This window comes from Pseudomonas sp. K8, assembly GCF_014889455.1.
Taxonomy (GTDB): domain Bacteria; phylum Pseudomonadota; class Gammaproteobacteria; order Pseudomonadales; family Pseudomonadaceae; genus Aquipseudomonas; species Aquipseudomonas veronii.
The window spans coordinates 18,751-36,256 of record NZ_VJWO01000058.1 but is presented as its reverse complement, the minus strand read 5'-3'; the positions used below and the strand labels follow the sequence as shown (position 1 = coordinate 36,256).

The window sequence follows — 17,506 nt, the reverse complement described above, 5'->3', positions numbered from 1 at the left end:
GTGGGTGTCCAAGCAGGGCACCACTGCGGGGGCTTCACTGCTCGACTCACTGCGCAAGCGCTGGGCCAGGCCTTCCGGGGTCGGCTGGCTGAGAGCCCAGCGCAACAGGCGGTCGAAGGGTTGCGCACGGGCCAATGGCTCTTGCTCGCGCAAGCCGGCGATCAATTGCGCGATCAGCAGCGAGTCACCACCGGCGCCGAAGAAATCCTGATCCGCCGACACCCCACCGCAATCGAGTACTCGCTCCCAATGCGCGATCAAGCGCTGCACCAGTTCATCCGCCACTTCCGTGCGCGCACGGCGTGCCGGTTCGAGCTGGCGTTGCTCGGCTTGGGTGGTCAGCGCGCGGCGGTCAATCTTGCCATTGGCGGTGACCGGCAAGCGGTCGAGTATCCGCACCTGCGCCGGCACCATATAACGCGGCACGCGCTCGGCGATGAAGGCCAGCAACGTCTCCTGGCTCAGTAATGGCCGGTCGGTTTTCACGCGTGCGACCAACAGGTCGTAGCCCAGCAGGTGCAGCACACTGTCGGCCGACGCCAGCGATTCGGCCTGGTCGCCGGCCTCGCTGTTCAGCCACGCCAGCCACTGGTCCGTATGCACAAACAGCTGCCCGGAGGTGGCGCGCACGTCCTGCGGCGTCTCCATCATCAGGCTTTGGCTGATGCTGATTTCGCGGTGTTCGCGGGTCAGTTCCTGGATCACCAGCCAGGCATCGGCTTGCAGTAATTGGCGTAACCCGGCGAGCAGGCGTGGTGTATCCAGGGCGTTGTTCAATGCGCCGGAGCTGAGCAGCAGGTCCAGGGACCCCGCGGCAAGCCCTTGTTCGCAGGCGGGTTTGTTCATGTCGAACGGCATGAAGCGCACCCACGGATACGCGGCAAAGCGTTCGCGCGCAGCGTTAAGGAAATAGCTCGACACGTCGGAAAACACATAGTCGATCTGCACCCCGTCCGCCACCAACGGCGCCAGCGCGGGGATGATCAACGCACTGGCGGCACCGGTGCCGGCGCCCACTTCCAGGATGCGCCAGCGGCGCTGGCTCTGGCGCGCAACGATCGCGCAAACCGCCTCGGCCATGGCCCGATGCAGCACTTGGGCATGCTGGCCACGGCTGTACATCGCCTCGGCAATATGTGCCGAGCCCTGCGGGAACATCAGGCTTGCCGGGCTCAGGCGCCCGTCCAATTGCTCGGCCAGGCGGGTCGCGCTGGTGCGCAGGTAATCGACCAATTCCAGCGGCCAAAGACCGCTCGGCGCCAGACGGGCGAACTGTGCCCAGGCATCGTCCTGACTCAGGTCAGCCGTGCTGACCTGGCAGCGCCAACCGTCATTGTCTGCACACAGGTAGCCGCTGTCGGTCAACAACGTCAGCCAATGCCGCAACAGGCGATGCTGACCCGCGTCGAGTTGCAAGGCCTGGCACAGCGAGTCGAATGCCACGGACTGCCCCGGGATCAGCAAGCCACTACCGCCCAACCAGTGCAGCAACGACACATCCGCCGCCCGATCCAGCGCCGCCAGTGCCGCTTCGATGGCGGCGCGCGGGCCGAAATCCGCGTGTTCAAGGGTGTGGCGTGCCTGGCGCAGGACTTCGTCCAGCTGCGTGCTCAGGTGAGGCGCAGGCGCGTGGGTGTGCAGGGTGACGAAGCTGCACAGCGAGCGTTCGTGACGCTCGCCGAGCAACACCGTGGTACTCGCGGCGATCTGCGGATGGGCCAGCCAGCCCGCGTCGATTTCCGCCAGTTCGATGCGGTGACCGCGAATCTTCACCTGGTCATCCTGGCGCCCAAGAAACTCGATCAAGCCTTCCGTGTCCAGGTAACGCCCCTGGTCACCCGTGCGGTACAGGCGACGCCCGCTGGCATGGGTGATAAACCGCTCGGCGCTGCGTTGCGGGTCTTCGGCATAACCCAGGGCCAGGCCGAGTCCGCCGATATGAATCTCACCACGCACACCCACCGGGCACTGGCGGCCCAGCGCGTCGAGCACTTCCAGGGTCTGGTGCTTGAGGGCCCGGCCGTAGGGGATGCTCGGCAAGGCCGTATCTTCGGCACGAATGGGATGCTCCACCGACCAGATCGCCGCTTCGGTGGCGCCGCCCAGGCTGAACAACTGGCTTTCGGGCCAGCGTTGCCACCAACGGGTCGGCAGCGTGGTGGGAATCCAGTCGCCGGACCACAGCACACAGCGCGGCCCGGGGATTGCGCCGGGCTCGGTCTCCAGGTAATCCACCAGCATCTGCCCTTGTGCGGGCACCGAGTTCCACAAGGTGATGCCGTGTTCCTGCATCAATTGCGCCCAGTGCGAAGGATCGGCGCCGCGCTCGGGGTCGGGCAGCACCACCTGCGCACCGACCGCCGTGGCGCCGAAGAAGTCATACACCGACAGGTCGAAACTCAACTCTGCCAGGCCCAGCACGCGGTCATCGACGTTCACTGCGTAGCGCTGGTTGATGTCATCGAGGGTGTTGACCACCGCGCCATGGCTGAGCATTACGCCTTTGGGCGTGCCGGTGGAGCCTGAGGTGTAGATGATGTAGGCCAGGTCCGCGGCCTCTACCGCCAGCGGCTCACGGGGTGGCCAATGCGGGTCGGCGGCAAGCGTATCGATGGCGATGCGCGGAAGTTCAAGGGTATCCGGCCATGCCTGGGCTTGCAGGACAATCACCGCGGCAATCCCCGCGTCGCGCAGGATCGCCTCGCGGCGCAAGGCCGGTTGGCGGATGTCCACCGGCACATAGGCCGCGCCCATCTGGGTAATGCCCAGCACTGCCATCAGTTGCCAGGCGCTCTTGGGCAGCATCACCGCCACCCGCGCCCCCGGCTGCACGCCGAGCGCTTCAAGCGCCTTGCGCACTGCGGCGGCATGCTGGGCGACCTGACGATAGCGGTAACGGCCGTCGCGGTCACTGATCACAAGGGCATCCGGAGTCCGCCGCGCCTGTTGGGCGAAGCCGTCGGCGATATTGCGCGCTGGGGCGCTGGCGTGGATTGGCGGGTTTGCCTGCTGCGCGGGCAGCACGATATCGCCACGCGCTTGCCACAATTGCGGGTCGCAGGCCAAACGTTGCAGCAAGTCGACGTAGGCTGCGAACATCTGCGCGGCCATGCCCTCGGGCAACACGCCGATGCGGACATCCCAGCCGATCTGCAAACCGCCGTATTGGTCGCTGACCTGGCAGTCGATCCACACTTGCGGGGTTTGGCTGATCATGTAGCTGGGCGGCTGCAACACACGCCCGGCATCGCCGAGCATGCGTTCGACGCTGCCGATGCCACTGGTGAACACCACCGGCATCAGGTCGGCGCCACGCCCTCGCACACGGGCCAGTTCGCGCAGTACCTCAACGCCGGTGAAGCGGCTGTGGTCGAGGTCATCGAACAGCTGCGCGCCGATACGCCGCGCACGCTGGACAAAACTGGCGCCCTCGGTGCCGTCCACCGCGAGCAGGCTCAGCGCGGTGAAGTCCCCCACGACCTGGTCCAACTGCGGGTGCAGGTTCGGCCGGTTGAGCACGGTGAGGTTCAGGCAAAAGTCCGGGCTTTGGCTCCAGCGCCCGATCACCTCGACAAACGCGGCCAGCGTCACGCCCGCCGCGCTGAGGCCTTGGGCGCTGGCAAGGGCGCACAGGGCGTTCCATTGCCCGCTGCTCAACACGCCATGGTGGTGGGCGAAACGCGTGGAGTCCAAGCCCGCGTGCTCGCTCAGCGGCAGGTCCGGACGCCCGGGCAAGCTGTCCAGGCGCGCCAGCCACCACGCCTTGTCGGCGTGCCAGGCGGTGCTGCCGCGCGCTTGCTGTTCGTGCTCGAGGTAGTCGCGAAAGGTCGCTTCCAGCGCCGGCCAGTGGCGCGTCGGTTCCAAGTAGCGCTGGGTGAGTTCTGCCAGCAGCAGTTGCAGGCTGGCGTAGTCGAACAAGGTGAAATCCACCGAGCAATGCAGGATTGCCTGCTCGCGTCCCACGCTCAGTTCGGGCAGCAGGATCGGCCATTGATCGAGCGCATGGCAGGCATGGTCCAGGCGCTTGCGCACGCTGTTCAGGTGCGCCTCGAACGCCTCGGGCGTGGCGTCGCGGCGGTCATGCACCGGCAACTGTTGCCATGGCACCTGGGCTTGCACCCGTTGCTGATGGTTATCGACCACCGCGCGCAGCATCGGGTGACGTTGCACCACGGCGTTCCAGGCCTGTTCAAGGTGTCCGGTGTCGACGTTCGCCGGCCACGGGTATTCGACATACAAGTGGCAAGCGTTGCCGCCATAGTCAAAGGCCGGGTTGCGCCCCAGTACATAGGCGCCCTGTACCGCGCTCAAGGCGAAGGGTTGCAGCGCCTGCTCCGGCTGTGCGCGCCATTGTTGGGGCGCAAGATGCACCAGCAGCGCTGGCCGCTGGGCGCGAATACGCTCCGCCAGGGCTGAGTCCAATGCGCCTTGCGGCGCGCGAAAATGCAGCTTGCCGTCAGTGGCCCAGAGTTCGATCTGGCGTTCACGGCAGATGTGCAGCACATCATCCAGGCTCATAACACGCCCTCCTCGATAGCCACTTCGCCGCTGCGCACCAACAGCGCGGCCATGCCTGCCAATGTCGGCTGCAGGTAGAAATCGCTCATGCGCAGGCTGGCGCCCAGTTGTTCACGCACGCTGGCCAGCAGCCGCGTCGCCAGCAGGCTGTCGCCGCCCAGGCTGAAAAAACTCGCCTGGGCGCTGCGCACCGGCCGTCCCAGGATGGCCTCCCAGCACGCTGCCAGGGGCTGTAGCTCGGCACTGAGTTCGCCGTCTTCGTTGTTTGCCGGTTGCCTGCGTTGCAACGCGTCGCTGAGGCTGGCGTGCAAGCGCGCGCGGTCGATCTTGCCGTTGGCATTCAGTGTCAGGCGCGGTACGGACCACAGATGTTCGGGCCGCATCGCCTGGGGCAAGCGTTGTTGCAGCCATTGGTCGAGGCTTTCAGCGGTCAGGGTTTCATCCGCCGCACGCGCACTCAACAGCAGCATCGCGGGGTTTTGCCACAGGCATTCCAGGTGGCGAAAACCGCTCTGGCCGAGCAGATGCGCCAGTTCGGCAGCGTCAGGCAATACCGGTGCGCGCTCATCCAGCAGCGCCGCGCTGACCAGCCGCAACGGCGAGTCGCGCAGCAGGTCGGCCAGCAACAGGCGGCCTTGCGGCTTGAGCAGTGCCTGCGCCAGATTCAGCCCATCGCCGGGCTGAGCATAACTGTGCAAGGCCGCGAAGCTGATCACCACGTCGTACTGTGACCAGTGTTCAGCGGGCAGCACGCCCTCCACCAGCAGTTGGCTCGCTACGCGCCGGCGCTTGCCCACGCTGGCCGCCAGCAGGCCGGGGCTGCTCTCGAACAAGGTCAGTTGCACGTCGCGCGAACTCGCATGGTTCAGCCATTGCTCCAGCAACTGCCCGCCGCGCACATCCAGCACCGCGACTTTCAGCGGTGTGCCGCGGTGTTGTTGGAGCGCCTGGCTCAGGGTGTCCAACACCTGGCGGCCCGCCGGCAGGTTCAACGCCATGGCCTGCGGTGCCAGCAACGGATCAAACAACACTTGCGAGGCGCCGTCTTCGGTGCGCAACAGCACCTGCAAGGCACCGACCATGCGGTGCAGATCCGCCTCGCGCCACCCTAAGTGCGCCAACGCGTCGTGCAGGCTGAGCGACTCGACATGCTCGGCCAGCCACTCGCGCCATGTGTCGAGCAGGGCGCTGGGCGGCGGGTCTTGCAGCAGGCGGCGCAACAGCTGCGCAGTGACCTGGTGTTCTGCGGCCAAGGTGTCGTCGAGCATCGAGACGGCCGGCAACGCCTGCGCCGATGCAGATTCAGGGCTGATCACCACGGCCGCGCCGAGGCTGCCGTTCAACACGGCGGCACAGGCGCTTTCAACCCGTGGGTGGGCGGTGAGCGCCGCTTCGATTTCCCCCAGTTCGATACGCTGCCCGCGCAGCTTGACCTGCTGGTCCATGCGCCCGAGAAACTCAAGGGTGCCATCGGCCCAGAAGCGCCCGCGGTCGCCGGTGTGGTACCAACGCCCGTGCTCATCACTGCGAAAGCGCTGTGCGGTCAGCAGCGGGTCATTGCGATACCCCCGCGCCAGGCTTGCACCACCGATCAACAGTTGCCCGATCACCTGGTCCGGCACATCGCGCCCGGTGGCGTCCACCACCCGATACGCCTGGCCGGCCAAAGGCTTGCCATAGGGAATCGACGGCCAGTGGTCGGGGACCTCATCAATGCTTTGCACGTTCGACCAGATACCCGCCTCGGTGGCGCCGCCCAGGCCATACACGCGGCACTGCGCGGTGGCGTGGCGCCGCAGGCGTGCGGCGAGGTCGAGGGCAATCCAGTCGCCCGACAGCAACACCGCCCGCAGGCTTCGGTAATCACAGGCATCGGCGCCGACGCCCAGGGCCATTTCCAGCAACGCCGGGGCCGAATTCCACAGGCTCACGCGGTGTTCGGCGATCAGTTGCGCCCAACGCGCCGCATCGCGGGTTTCTTCAGGTTGCAGCAGCACCAGGCGAGCGCCCTGCCCCAGCACGCCAAACAGGTCGTACACCGACAAGTCGAAATCCAGCGCCGACACGGCCAGCAGGCAATCATCCGGTGTGACCTGCAGTTCGGCCTGCACCGCGTCGATCGTGTTGATTGCGGCGCCATGGCAGACTTCAACACCTTTGGGAATGCCGGTAGAGCCCGAGGTGTAGATCACATACGCGCTGGCGCGCGGCGATAGCGTTTTCGGCGCGACCAATGGCGCGGACTGCTCAAGCACCGCCGGGTCAAGCCATTGCAGCGCGTTGCCCGGCGGCTGATCGGCAATCACTCGGGTGATGCCCGCAGCCGATTCGATCAGGCTGCGCCGCGCAACCGGCTGTGCGGTGTCCACCGGCACATAGCAACCACCGGCCGCCAGCACGCCGAATACGGCGGCGATCTGGCGAGGCCCACGCGGCAGGCAGACCTCCACCGCCTCGCCCTGACGCATGCCGGCCTCAAGCAAACCCGCCGCTATACGCAGGGCTTGGGTGGCCAGATCGTTATATGTCCAGCGTTGCGCGCCGCAGATCAGGGCGAGTGCGTCGGGTTGTCGGGCACTTTGGCGAAAAAAGTCTTCGAGCAGGCCACGCCCCGGCGCCAACGCCGGCAGGCTGTTTTGCTGGTCGCGGCGCGCCTGTTGCGCCAGCGGCAACAGCACCGGTTGCGGCTGGTTCCAGTCGCTGTCGGCGAGACGCTGCACCAGCTCGACATAGGCGCTGAACATCGCCTGCGGCACGCCTTGCGGGAACAGTTCGGCAACGCTGTCCCAGGCCAGCAGCACGCCGTCCTCAAGTCGATACAGTTGGTGGTCGAGCCACACTTGCGGGGTTTGCGAGAGCATGTCGTGCAGGTCGCCAAACACCTCACGAAAGCTGGCGGGGACAAAACCCGAATCGCTCAAATTGCAGGAAAACACCACTGGCGCGGAACGCGGATGACCTTGGCGACGTGCCTCACGCAGCACTTCCAGCGCGGGAAACGCAGCGTGGTCGATGGTGGCGTGCAGGTCGCGCTGGTAGCGTCGGGCGCCTTCGGCAAACGGCAACTGCGGTGCGTCTTCACACGCCACCAGCAGCAAGGTGGTGAAGTCGGCAATCACCTGGTCGATGGATTGCTGATCATCGTGACGATCGAACAACGGCACATTGAGCAGGAAGCTCGACTGTTCACTCCAGCGTGCCAACACCGCGTTGAATGCCGTGGCGAACACACTGGGCAACGTCAGGCCATGGGCGGTCGCCTGGCGTTGCAGGCGTTCGGCTTCTGCGTGACTGAGTACGTAAGCCTGGCGGGTAAACCGTGGCGCACGGATCGATTCCGGGGCACAGGCCAGCGGCAGTGCGGGGCCGTCCGGCAACTGCGCAAGGCGTTGGCACCAATACTCACGATCTCGCGCATACGCCTCTGCGCGACGTTGGCGGCGCCGGCCCAGGTAGTCGGCAAACTGCACGTCCGGCGCGGGCGCAAGCGCGGCCGGCGCCTGATAGGCCTGGCCCAGTTGCGCCATCAACAGGCGCAGGCTTTCCACGTCAACCGCCAGCAGGTCGACACTCAACCACACACGATCACGGCCTTCGGGCAACTGCACCAGACCGACCAACAACACCTGCCCCGCGTCCACGGCCAGGCATTCATGCGATCGCCATTCACGCAGCGCGTGCCAGGCGTCTTGCGCAACCGCCTGAGTGTGGTGGCGCCAATCTTGATGGTCGAAAACCGGCAATTGCGTTGCGCCAAGAATGCGCTGACGGCCGTCGTTGAAACTGGCACGCAACATCGGGTGACGCGCCTGCACGCACTTGACCGCCGCTTCCAGGCGTTGCGCATCGATGCCCTGGCAATCGAATTCCAGCCATGCGTGGCAACTGATATTGCCCAGCACTTCGGCGGGCCCGCGCCCCAGCCAGTACGCCTGTTGCACCGCGCTGAGTTCAAAACTGTCGTCGGCTGCGCTCAACGGGGCGACATCAGCCACCTCCACACGTCGCACCGCCTGGCCATGCAGCAGGCCAAGCCAGGCCGCGAGGCTGGGTTCGGCGCTGAGTTGGGCGAAGTCGACCCGCAACCCGTGGCTGCGCAGGCGCTCCTGCAAGTACATCAGGCGGATGGAATCCAACCCGCAGCCCAAGAGGTTTTCCTCATCGCCCAGGCTGTCGATTTCTTCCACGGTAGCGCCCAGCAACTGGGCAAGGTGTTCGATCAGCCATCTGCGCAGTGCGGTGGTGTCTGCTGTTGTCAGCTCGCTCATGAAAAGCTTCCTGTGACCCGTCTAGATAAAGTCCCTGGCTCACCAAGATGGAAGCCATTCTCAATTGGAACTCTATCGCAAGCGGTTTTTCAGAAAGCGCTCAGGGCTTTAGACAAACAGGCCTTTTCATTCGATTCAGAGACACCGTGCCGTGATCAACGGATTTCGCTGGGCGATACACCGTAGCGTTTGCGAAAGGCGATGGAAAAATGCGCCGGGCTGAATCCCACGCCATAGGCGACGGTAGACACATTGCTTTCCTCGTCGCTGAGCATGCGGTGGGCTTCGTTGAGACGATGTTCGTGCAGGTAGCCGAACACGCTGGTACCGAACACTTTGCGAAACCCCGCCGTCAGTTTGCGCGGGCTCATGCCCACGTGGCTGGCCAGGGCGTTCAGGCTGGGCGGTTCGAGCAGCGAGCGCACCAGACGGTCCCGGGCGGCGTGTACACGCTCCACATCCGACGAGGTGATGCGCAGCTTATGCTCCGGCTGCCCGCGCTCACCGAGCAGGAACTGCGCGCTCAACGCGGTCAATTCCAGCGCCTTGCCACCCAGGTACAACGAGCGGCTCGGGCCCTGCATCGGGCATGTCGCAATTTGCGTGGCCAGTGCCTGCATCGCGCGCGGAGCCGGGCGCACCATCATGTACGGGTCGCCGCCGCCACTGCTGAGGAGCTTGCGCGGGGCCAGGCCGAGATGGCGGTCGAGGGATTCGAGGTCCAACTGGACGATGGTGTAGCGCAGTGGCGTGGTGGTGCCGTAGATCTGCGACGAGGTGAACTCGCCGTCGTTGACGATGGTGCACAGGCTCGGCCCCTTGATCGACTGCTCGCTGTGCCCGGGGATGCGGCACGACAGCTCGCCACTTTGCACCAGAATCAACTTGAGGCCGCGCTCCAGCGGGTCCTCGACCCAGTTTTCGCTGTCTGACCACAACGTGCCGGTGACCAGGGTCATGTGCGGGTCCAGGTAGACCGTTCCGGGTTGGTTGCCCTTGGGTTCGGCCTGCGTCTCTTGTCGACTGGGGGCGATGATCGTAATAGTCATTGGGTTTTCCCTTGATCCTGAGGCCATTACGCGGGGCCTGACCTGAATGAGGAGGAGGCTTTTAAACCGTAAACCTCCCTGTTTATAGCCGCTGTGTATTTCATCTAATGAAAAAGTCACAGGTCCGAAAGCCTTGGCGTTGAGAAGCGCTCGGCGAAGGACAATGATAATAGATCGCATTTAGATGTTTGTAGCCAATTATTTCTACAAATAGGGGATTCCATGTCATTGCACACCTGCGCACCCGATTCAGACAGCGTTGGCGACGCGCCCGACTGGCCTGCCGCGTTCGCCGAACGCTACCGCCAGGCCGGTTACTGGCAAGACCAGACCTTCGCTCAGGCCCTCGATACGGTCGCCGCGCGCACCCCATCGGCCATCGCGATAACCGACGGCCCCTTGCACCTCAATTACCGCAGCCTGGCAGACCGCTGCCGGCGCCTGGCTGGCGGTTTGCACGCGCTGGGGATCGCAGAGGGCGACAATGTGCTGGTGCACTTGCCCAACGGCGCTGCGTTTATCGAAGTGTGCTTTGCGTTGTTCCGCCTGGGCGCCCGGCCGATCCTCGCCCTGCCCGCCCACCGTCAACATGAGATCGGCGGCTTTTGTGGGTTTGCCCAGGCCTCGGCCTACATCGGCTGCGCTCAATTGGAGTGCTTTGATTGCCGCTCGATGGCGCGCCGACTGGCCGCTGCCAACCCGCTGTTGCGCCATGTGGTGATCGACGGCGATGCGCAGGAGTTCACCGCGTTGAGTGAGCTTTACAACAGCGCGCCGCTGGAACGGGACGCCGGTCGCGCCGACGCCGTGGCGTGTTTCCAGCTGTCGGGAGGCACCACCGGCACGCCAAAGTTGATCCCGAGGCGGCACGCCGAATACCTCTATAACGTGCGCGCCAGCAGCGAAGTCTGCGAGCTGGATGCGCGTACCGTTTACCTCACCGCGTTGCCCATGGCGCATAACTTCACCCTGTGTTGCCCGGGTGTGATCGGCACTCTGCTGGCCGGTGGGCGCGTGGTGTGTACGCGCCGCTCGGACCCTGAGTCCTGCTTTGCGCTGATCAGCGAGCAGCGGGTCACCGTCACCGCCTTGGTGCCGCCGCTGGCGATGCTCTGGCTGGACGCCCAGGACCAGCGCCAGGCCGACCTGTCCAGCCTGCGCGTGCTGCAAGTGGGCGGTGCGAAATTGCTCAGCAGCGCGGCAGAACGGGTCACGCCGACGCTGGGCTGCACCTTGCAACAAGTGCTGGGCATGGCCGAGGGGTTGTTGTGTTTTACCCGCCTGGATGACCGCCCGGATCTGCTGCTGCATACCCAGGGCCGTCCGCTGAGCGCCGATGACGAAGTACGCATTGTCGATGAACAGGGCCAACCGGTGCCCGAGGGTGAAGTGGGTGAACTGCAAGTGCGCGGCCCGTACACCATTCGCGGCTACTATCGCCTGCCCGAACACAATGCCCGGGCGTTCACCGCCGATGGATTCTATTGCAGCGGTGATCGGGTCAGGCGCACCGCCGGCGGTTACCTGGTGGTCGAAGGTCGTGACAAGGACCAGATCAACCGCGGCGGTGAAAAAGTCGCTGCCGAAGAAGTGGAGAACCTGCTGATCGGCCATCCCCAGGTACACGACGCCGCGCTGGTGGCGATGCCGGATGCGGTGCTCGGCGAATCCACCTGTGCCTTTATCGTCGCCCGTGACCCGGCGCCCTCGGCCTTCGCACTCAAGCATTACCTGCGCGGCCACGGCCTGGCGGCGTTCAAGGTGCCGGACCGTATCGAGTTCGTCGCACACTTCCCGCACACCGGCGTGGGCAAGGTCAGCCGCAAAGACCTGCGCGAGCGCCTGCGCCAGGCCTGGCTGCAGAGTGCCGCTTCGTGAGCCTGCACGACGAACGCTGGGTACGCGCTTATCGACTCACGCCCATGCCACGCTGGCGATGGGTGTGTTTCGCGCATGCCGGGGGCAGTGCGAGTTTCTTCCGCGACTGGGTCCATGCCCTGCCCGTCGACATCGACCTGTTGGCCATCCAATACCCGGGCCGCGAAGACCGTTTCAGCGAGCCGTGCCTGACCGACATGCAGCGCCTCGCCGACGGTGCCGCGCACGCGTTGTCGTGTTACGCCGACCGGCCGCTGGTGTTGTTCGGCCATAGCCTGGGGGCGGTGGTGGCGTATGAAGTGGCGACGCGCCTGGAACAACGGGCAATCGCCGTCGACCACCTGTTCGTGTCCGCCCACCCGGCGCCGCAGCGCCAACGCGGCGGGCAGTTGCACCTGGGCCCCGACGCGGCCTTGCTGGACGATGTGCGGCGCCTGGCCGAGCGCCCCAATGCGTTGCTGGAGAACCCGGCCCTGTGCGAATTGTTCCTGCCCGGCTTGCGCAACGATTACCGCATCGTTGAAACCTACACCTGTACACAACCGCGGCCACTCAAGAGCCGCATCGGGGTGTTCTACCCCGAGCAAGACCCGGAAATCGAGCTTGATGAAGCCATGGCCTGGCAAGCCGCCAGCCACCAGCCACTGCACCTGCAGCGCTGGCAAGGCGGACATTTTTACCTGGTCGAACAGCGCCAGGCACTCATCGACGCCATCGTCGCGACGCTGTCGACCCCATCGCCCTCCTTGAAGGAAACCTGTCAATGAAAACCCCCGACGCCTGTGATGGCCTGCAGGACATCCGTCACGCCATCGACTCACTGGACCACCAGATCATCGACCTCATGCGCCAACGCATGGCTTACGTCAAAGCCGCCGCGCGCTTCAAGCCGACCGAAAGCAGCATCGCCGCGCCCGAACGTGTTGCCCAGATGCTCCCGCAACGCCGCGAGTGGGCCGAGCAGGCCGGGCTGGACCCGCACTTCGTCGAAACCCTGTTTGCCCAGATCATCCATTGGTACATCGGCCAGCAAGTGTTGCACTGGCGCGCGATGAGAACGCTGGCATGAGGGCCTTTGCACAGTTGCACGCCCATGCCGAGGGGATGACCGAGGTGTTCGAGCACGCCCAGCGGCGTGCCGTCGAACAAGGTGAGCCGGTGTTGGCCAGTTACTCGATGAGGATCGCCCCACTGGACTTGCTGGCACTGTTTGGCAGCGTCGACCAACCTGGCGCCGAGTGCCTGTTCTGGCGGGCGCCGGAAGACGACAAAAGCCTGTTCGGCTGGGGGGTGGCGGCGGAGCTGAGCAGCGCGGGCCCTCAGCGTTTTGCCTCGGTCGATGCGCAATGGCGACACTGGCTGCAAAGCGCGGTGATACACGGCCCGCTGGCGCCTTCGGTGTGCGGCGGCTTTCGATTCGATCATCAGGTCAAGGCCAGCCCCGCCTGGCAGGGTTTTGGCGATGCGTCCCTGTGGCTGATGACGTTATTGTTGGTGCGCGACGGTGCAGACTGTTGGCTGGTGTGCCAACAGCGCGTCGCGCCCAGCGATGCGGCACGTTGCTGTTGCGAGCACGTACTGAAGGAGTGGAACACGCTGATGGATCGCTACGTCAGCGGCGCGCCCTCGACGGCTGCACGGCAGCACACCCGCGACCAGAGCCTGCCGCGGGCCTGCTGGGAAAGCAAAGTCGCGCATGCCCTGGACGTGTTGCGCGACACCGCGTTGAACAAGGTGGTGCTGGCGCGGGAAGTGGTCAGCGAATTTTCCCGGCCTATCAGTGCCGGGCGCACCTTGGCTGCCCTGGCGATCAACGACCCCACGGCGTACTTGTTTGCGTTTCGACGCAACCACGCGTGTTTTATCGGCGCCTCCCCGGAGCGCCTGGTCAAACTGCACAACGGTCACCTGCAAACCCTGGCGCTGGCGGGCACAGCCCGGCGCGATCCCTGCCCGGAGCAGGATGCGCAACTGGCGCAAACGCTGCTCGGCTGCCAGAAGAACCAGCATGAGCATGCCGTGGTGGTGCAGATCATTCAGCGTGACCTGGCGCCCTGGGTACGCCCGTTGCACGTTCCCCCGGCGCCGCACATCAAGCGGCTCAGCCGCGTGCAGCACTTGGCGACGCTGATCGAAGGCGCACTGCGCCCGCAGAGCAGTTTGCTGGACATGGTCGCAGTCCTGCACCCGACGCCCGCCGTCGGCGGCCATGAACGCGGCCAGGCGCTGGAGCATATTCGCCGATTCGAGGGCTTTGACCGTGGCTGGTACGCGGCGCCGTTAGGCTGGCTGGATGCCCACGGCAACGGCGAATTCATCGTCGGTTTGCGCAGCGCTTTGCTCAACGGCAACCAAGCCCGTCTATTTGCCGGCTGTGGCATCGTCGAACACTCCGACCCTGCCAGCGAATACGACGAAACCTGCATCAAATTGGCGGGCATGCGCGCCGCGTTGCAGGTATAACCCGCTGCCCGATGCTTGAATCAAGGCCGGCGCAGGCCTACCCTGCACACGGAAAATTCACCCTCTGAGTCAGGAAGACCTTACATGTGGGATGGCAACGTTACCTTTGGTGATTCATGGGCCGGCTACATTGGCCGCGCGGATCAGAACACTGCCCACTCCCATGTTGCCATTCAGCTGTGCATCGGCGTACACCAGCCCGTCACCCTGGAGCTGCCCGGCCAGTCGATCCGCGCGGCCGGCGTGATCATCGGGCCCAATGTCGAGCACCGTGCCGTGCCCGACATTCATCCGGTGGCCTTTGTCTACGTCAACCCGGATACCCCGTTGGGGCGTGCGCTCAACGCGTTGCTGCAAGACAATGGCATCGCCCTGGCCAGTGACGAACTGCTCGAGTGCTTTCGCCACTCCAGCTCCCTGTCTCAGTTTGTGGAAGCGCTGGGGCGCTTGCTGGCGATTACGTCGCCCATCGACCAACGCCTCTACAAGGCCTTGAACATTCTGCGCCTGGACCGCGACGGTCCGGGCTCCGTCAGCCGCGCCGCGAGTGCGGTCGGCCTGTCCAGCCCGCGCTTGCGCTATGTCGCCACGCACCAGATGGGCGTGTCGCTGTCCCAATGGATCATCTGGAACAAACTCGAGCGCGCGTCCAAATCCCTCGCTGACGGTTCCACCTTGTCGGATGCCGCCGCCGACGGCGGCTTTTCCGACCAGGCGCACTTGGCCCGCATCATGCGCCGCATGATTGGCATGACGCCCCGCACCGCTGCCAGGGTTTTGCGAAAGACAAGCGTTTCGTTCAAGACGCATTGATATCAAAAAGCCAATATCGATCGCATCTTATTCGCGAAAACGATAAGCGCTGATTGCCGGCCTCACACAGCACCTCAGCGCTACCGACAGTGAATGCAAGAGTGTTCGCCAGGGGTATCCGTGCCCGGGATTTGGCGGAACGCACCGTTAATTCTTTCGATGAGTCCGCAGGAAGCGTCCTACATGTCAGAACAGCAAAAATTAACCGTCCTTCTCACGGGGGGCTCAGGCGTACTCGGTGAATCACTGATCGACTGCCTGGCAGAGGACTTTGACCTGGTATGCCTGGCGCGTAAAAGCCGCATTCGCCACCCGCGAGTGGAGGTGCTCAAGGGCGATATATGCAGCCCGCGACTGGGGCTGGACGTCGGCGATTATGAAGCGCTGCTCAAGCGTGTCGATTGGGTGATCCACGCCGCAGCGGTGACCCGCATGGATGGCGATATCGACCAGATCTTTTCGGTGAACTACCTCGGCACCGAAAACGTCGTGAACTTTGTCCAGCAAGCCAACGTGCCGCTTTACCACATCAGCACCGCCTTCACCCATCCGTGCGACTACTACGAAGGCGTGCAAGCAGAAACGCCTTACGAAGTCGCCAAGCGCCAGGCTGAAACGCTGGTGCGCTCGGCAGGTATCGATGTTTCGATCTTTCGTCCCTCCATCATCATCGGCGACTCGGACAGCGGGCACATGCCCAACTTCCAGGGGTTTCATATGACCATGGGGCTGATGATGTCCGGCGTGCTGCCTATCGTGCCCTGCCCGCCTGCCGGGTATATCGACTTGATCGCCCGTGACGTGGCGGCGCGGGCGATTGCCAACGCGTTGCGCCAGCGCTTGATCGGCGCAGACTACTTTCTCACCAGCGGCCCGCAGGCGCTTGATCTCAACGGCCTGTTGGACCTGATGTGCCAATCCATGGAAGCCCAGGCCCAAGCCTTCACCCGGCCGCGCTGCATGGCGCCGGATATTTATGAGCGGCTGATCCGCCCAGTGTTCCTCCCGGCACTGACCGGCAATATCCAGGCCGCGCTGGGTCGCGCCAACCAGCTGTGTCGCTATGCCTGCCTGCGTACACCGCTGCCCACGTCACTTCCTGAGTTGCTCGGCGAACCGGCGTTCAGCGCACGGGATGTCAGCCGTGAGTTACTGCTCTCGCTCAACCACTTGGCGCCCAAGCTGGGCGCGTTGACGCGCATGCTCAAGCAGCCGATGCCAACCGTCGCACAGGCGTCAGTCGCATGAACCCGCTTCTTACCGAACCCGCAGCCGACGCCGCACAGGTCGACCAGTACTTCCGCCAGCACGTGAATTCAGGGTATGCGCGCCTTGCGTCGTTGATGAATCTGCCGATCGAACAGTCCAGCCATGGCGTTTATATCTACGACAGCCAAGGCCGCAAGTACCTGGATGCCGGCGGCTATGGCGTATTGTTCCTCGGCCACGGCCACCCGGTGGTGGTGGCGGCCGTCACCCGGCAGCTGCAGCAAAACGCCCTGGCCAGCAAGCTGTTGCTCAACCCGCAACAGGCTTTCGCCGCGCAAGCCCTGGCTGCGCATTGCCCTGGCAACCTGGACTATGTGTTCTTTTGCAACTCAGGTGCCGAGGCCACCGAAGCCGGCCTGAAACTCGCCCGGCTCAACGGCTGCCGCCGCACGCTGTCGACCCTCGGCGGTTTCCACGGCAAGACCCTCGGCGCACTCGCCGTCACCGGCCGCGAAAGCTACCGCGAGCCGTTCAGCGGCCTGCTCAGTGAAAGCACGTTCGTCCCCTTCGGCGACAGCGCCGCGCTGGAACAGCAATTGCGCGCTTCGCCGGACAAGGCCTGTGTGATTCTCGAACCGATCCAGGCCGAAGCGGGTGTGATCCTCGCGCCGCCAGGCTACCTGACACGTGTCCGCGCACTGTGCGACCAGTACGGCGCCGTGCTGATCATCGACGAAATCCAGTCCGGCATGGGCCGTACCGGCCATTGGTGGGCATGCGACCAGGAACAGGTGGTGCCCGACATCATGCTGGTGGGCAAAAGCCTGTCCGGTGGCTGCGTGCCGGTCAGTGCCATGGTCGCCAGCGCGGCGATTTACGCGCCGTTCAACCGCAACCCCACGGTGCATACCTCGACCTTCGGCGCCAACCCGCTGGCCATGGCGGCCGTGCAGGCCACGTTGCAAGTGATGGTGCAGGAAGACCTCGTGGAACGTGCCCGGCTGATGGGCCAGGACCTGCACGCCCGCTTCAGCGCGCTGTTGCAGCAGAGGGGCCTGGCCGAGCGCGTCAAGTTGCGCAGTGCCGGCTTGTTGCTGGGCTTTGAATTCAGCGACGCCTCGGTCGCCGCGAACATGGTCATGGCCCTGATCGAACAGCAAATCATTGTGTGCCACTCGCTCAATGACCACCGGGTCGTCAGGCTCACGCCTTCCCCGCTGCTGACAGCCCAGGATTGCAATCGGTTGATCGAGGGGTTCGCCCACGCGCTGACCACCTCAATACCATCCCTTTGATTGGAGTTTCCCC

At 64.6% G+C, this 17,506-nt stretch carries 10 protein-coding genes; 7 read left to right on the top strand and 3 right to left on the bottom strand.

Features of this window, described 5'->3' with window-relative positions; genetic code table 11:
• The 3 genes from INT12_RS26910 to INT12_RS26900 all read right to left on the bottom strand — a co-directional run.
• The coding region (locus INT12_RS26910; RefSeq protein WP_193059091.1) for a non-ribosomal peptide synthetase at positions 1 to 4,518 on the bottom strand (4,518 nt) is incomplete at its 3' end.
• On the bottom strand, positions 4,515 to 8,786 hold the full coding sequence (locus tag INT12_RS26905) for a non-ribosomal peptide synthetase (RefSeq protein WP_193059090.1): 4,272 nt from the start codon (positions 8,784 to 8,786) through the stop codon (positions 4,515 to 4,517). The genes INT12_RS26905 and INT12_RS26910, both read right to left, overlap by 4 nt.
• A gap of 155 nt (positions 8,787 to 8,941) precedes the next feature.
• Positions 8,942 to 9,835: a helix-turn-helix domain-containing protein gene (locus INT12_RS26900; protein ID WP_017849084.1), complete on the bottom strand. Its 894-nt coding sequence runs from the start codon at positions 9,833 to 9,835 to the stop codon at positions 8,942 to 8,944.
• Positions 9,836 to 10,057: 222 nt separating this feature from the next.
• On the opposite strand from INT12_RS26900, the gene INT12_RS26895 reads away from it, so the two are divergent.
• The 7 genes from INT12_RS26895 to INT12_RS26865 all read left to right on the top strand — a co-directional run bounded on the left by INT12_RS26895 (position 10,058) and on the right by INT12_RS26865 (position 17,493).
• Positions 10,058 to 11,713: a (2,3-dihydroxybenzoyl)adenylate synthase gene (locus INT12_RS26895; protein ID WP_193041051.1), complete on the top strand. Its 1,656-nt coding sequence runs from the start codon at positions 10,058 to 10,060 to the stop codon at positions 11,711 to 11,713.
• A complete protein-coding gene (locus INT12_RS26890) occupies positions 11,710 to 12,480 on the top strand; it encodes a thioesterase II family protein (RefSeq protein WP_319017435.1) in 771 nt (256 codons plus the stop codon). The genes INT12_RS26895 and INT12_RS26890 overlap by 4 nt, the downstream gene beginning before the upstream one ends.
• A complete protein-coding gene (locus INT12_RS26885) occupies positions 12,477 to 12,782 on the top strand; it encodes an isochorismate lyase (RefSeq protein WP_017849081.1) in 306 nt (101 codons plus the stop codon). The genes INT12_RS26890 and INT12_RS26885 overlap by 4 nt, the downstream gene beginning before the upstream one ends.
• Positions 12,779 to 14,176 (top strand): isochorismate synthase, encoded by a 1,398-nt coding sequence (locus tag INT12_RS26880; RefSeq protein ID WP_193041050.1) that lies wholly within the window; start codon positions 12,779 to 12,781, stop codon positions 14,174 to 14,176. Before INT12_RS26885 ends, INT12_RS26880 begins: the two co-directional genes overlap by 4 nt.
• A gap of 84 nt (positions 14,177 to 14,260) precedes the next feature.
• Positions 14,261 to 14,989, top strand: coding sequence for a helix-turn-helix domain-containing protein (locus INT12_RS26875; RefSeq protein ID WP_017849079.1), 729 nt, complete (start codon positions 14,261 to 14,263; stop codon positions 14,987 to 14,989).
• Between the two features lie 183 nt (positions 14,990 to 15,172).
• A complete protein-coding gene (locus INT12_RS26870) occupies positions 15,173 to 16,237 on the top strand; it encodes an SDR family oxidoreductase (RefSeq protein WP_046383432.1) in 1,065 nt (354 codons plus the stop codon).
• Positions 16,234 to 17,493 carry an aspartate aminotransferase family protein gene (locus tag INT12_RS26865; RefSeq protein ID WP_193059089.1) on the top strand — a complete coding sequence of 420 codons (1,260 nt, stop codon included), beginning with the start codon at positions 16,234 to 16,236 and terminating at the stop codon, positions 17,491 to 17,493. The genes INT12_RS26870 and INT12_RS26865 overlap by 4 nt, the downstream gene beginning before the upstream one ends.
• The last annotated feature ends 13 nt before the right edge of the window (positions 17,494 to 17,506 follow it).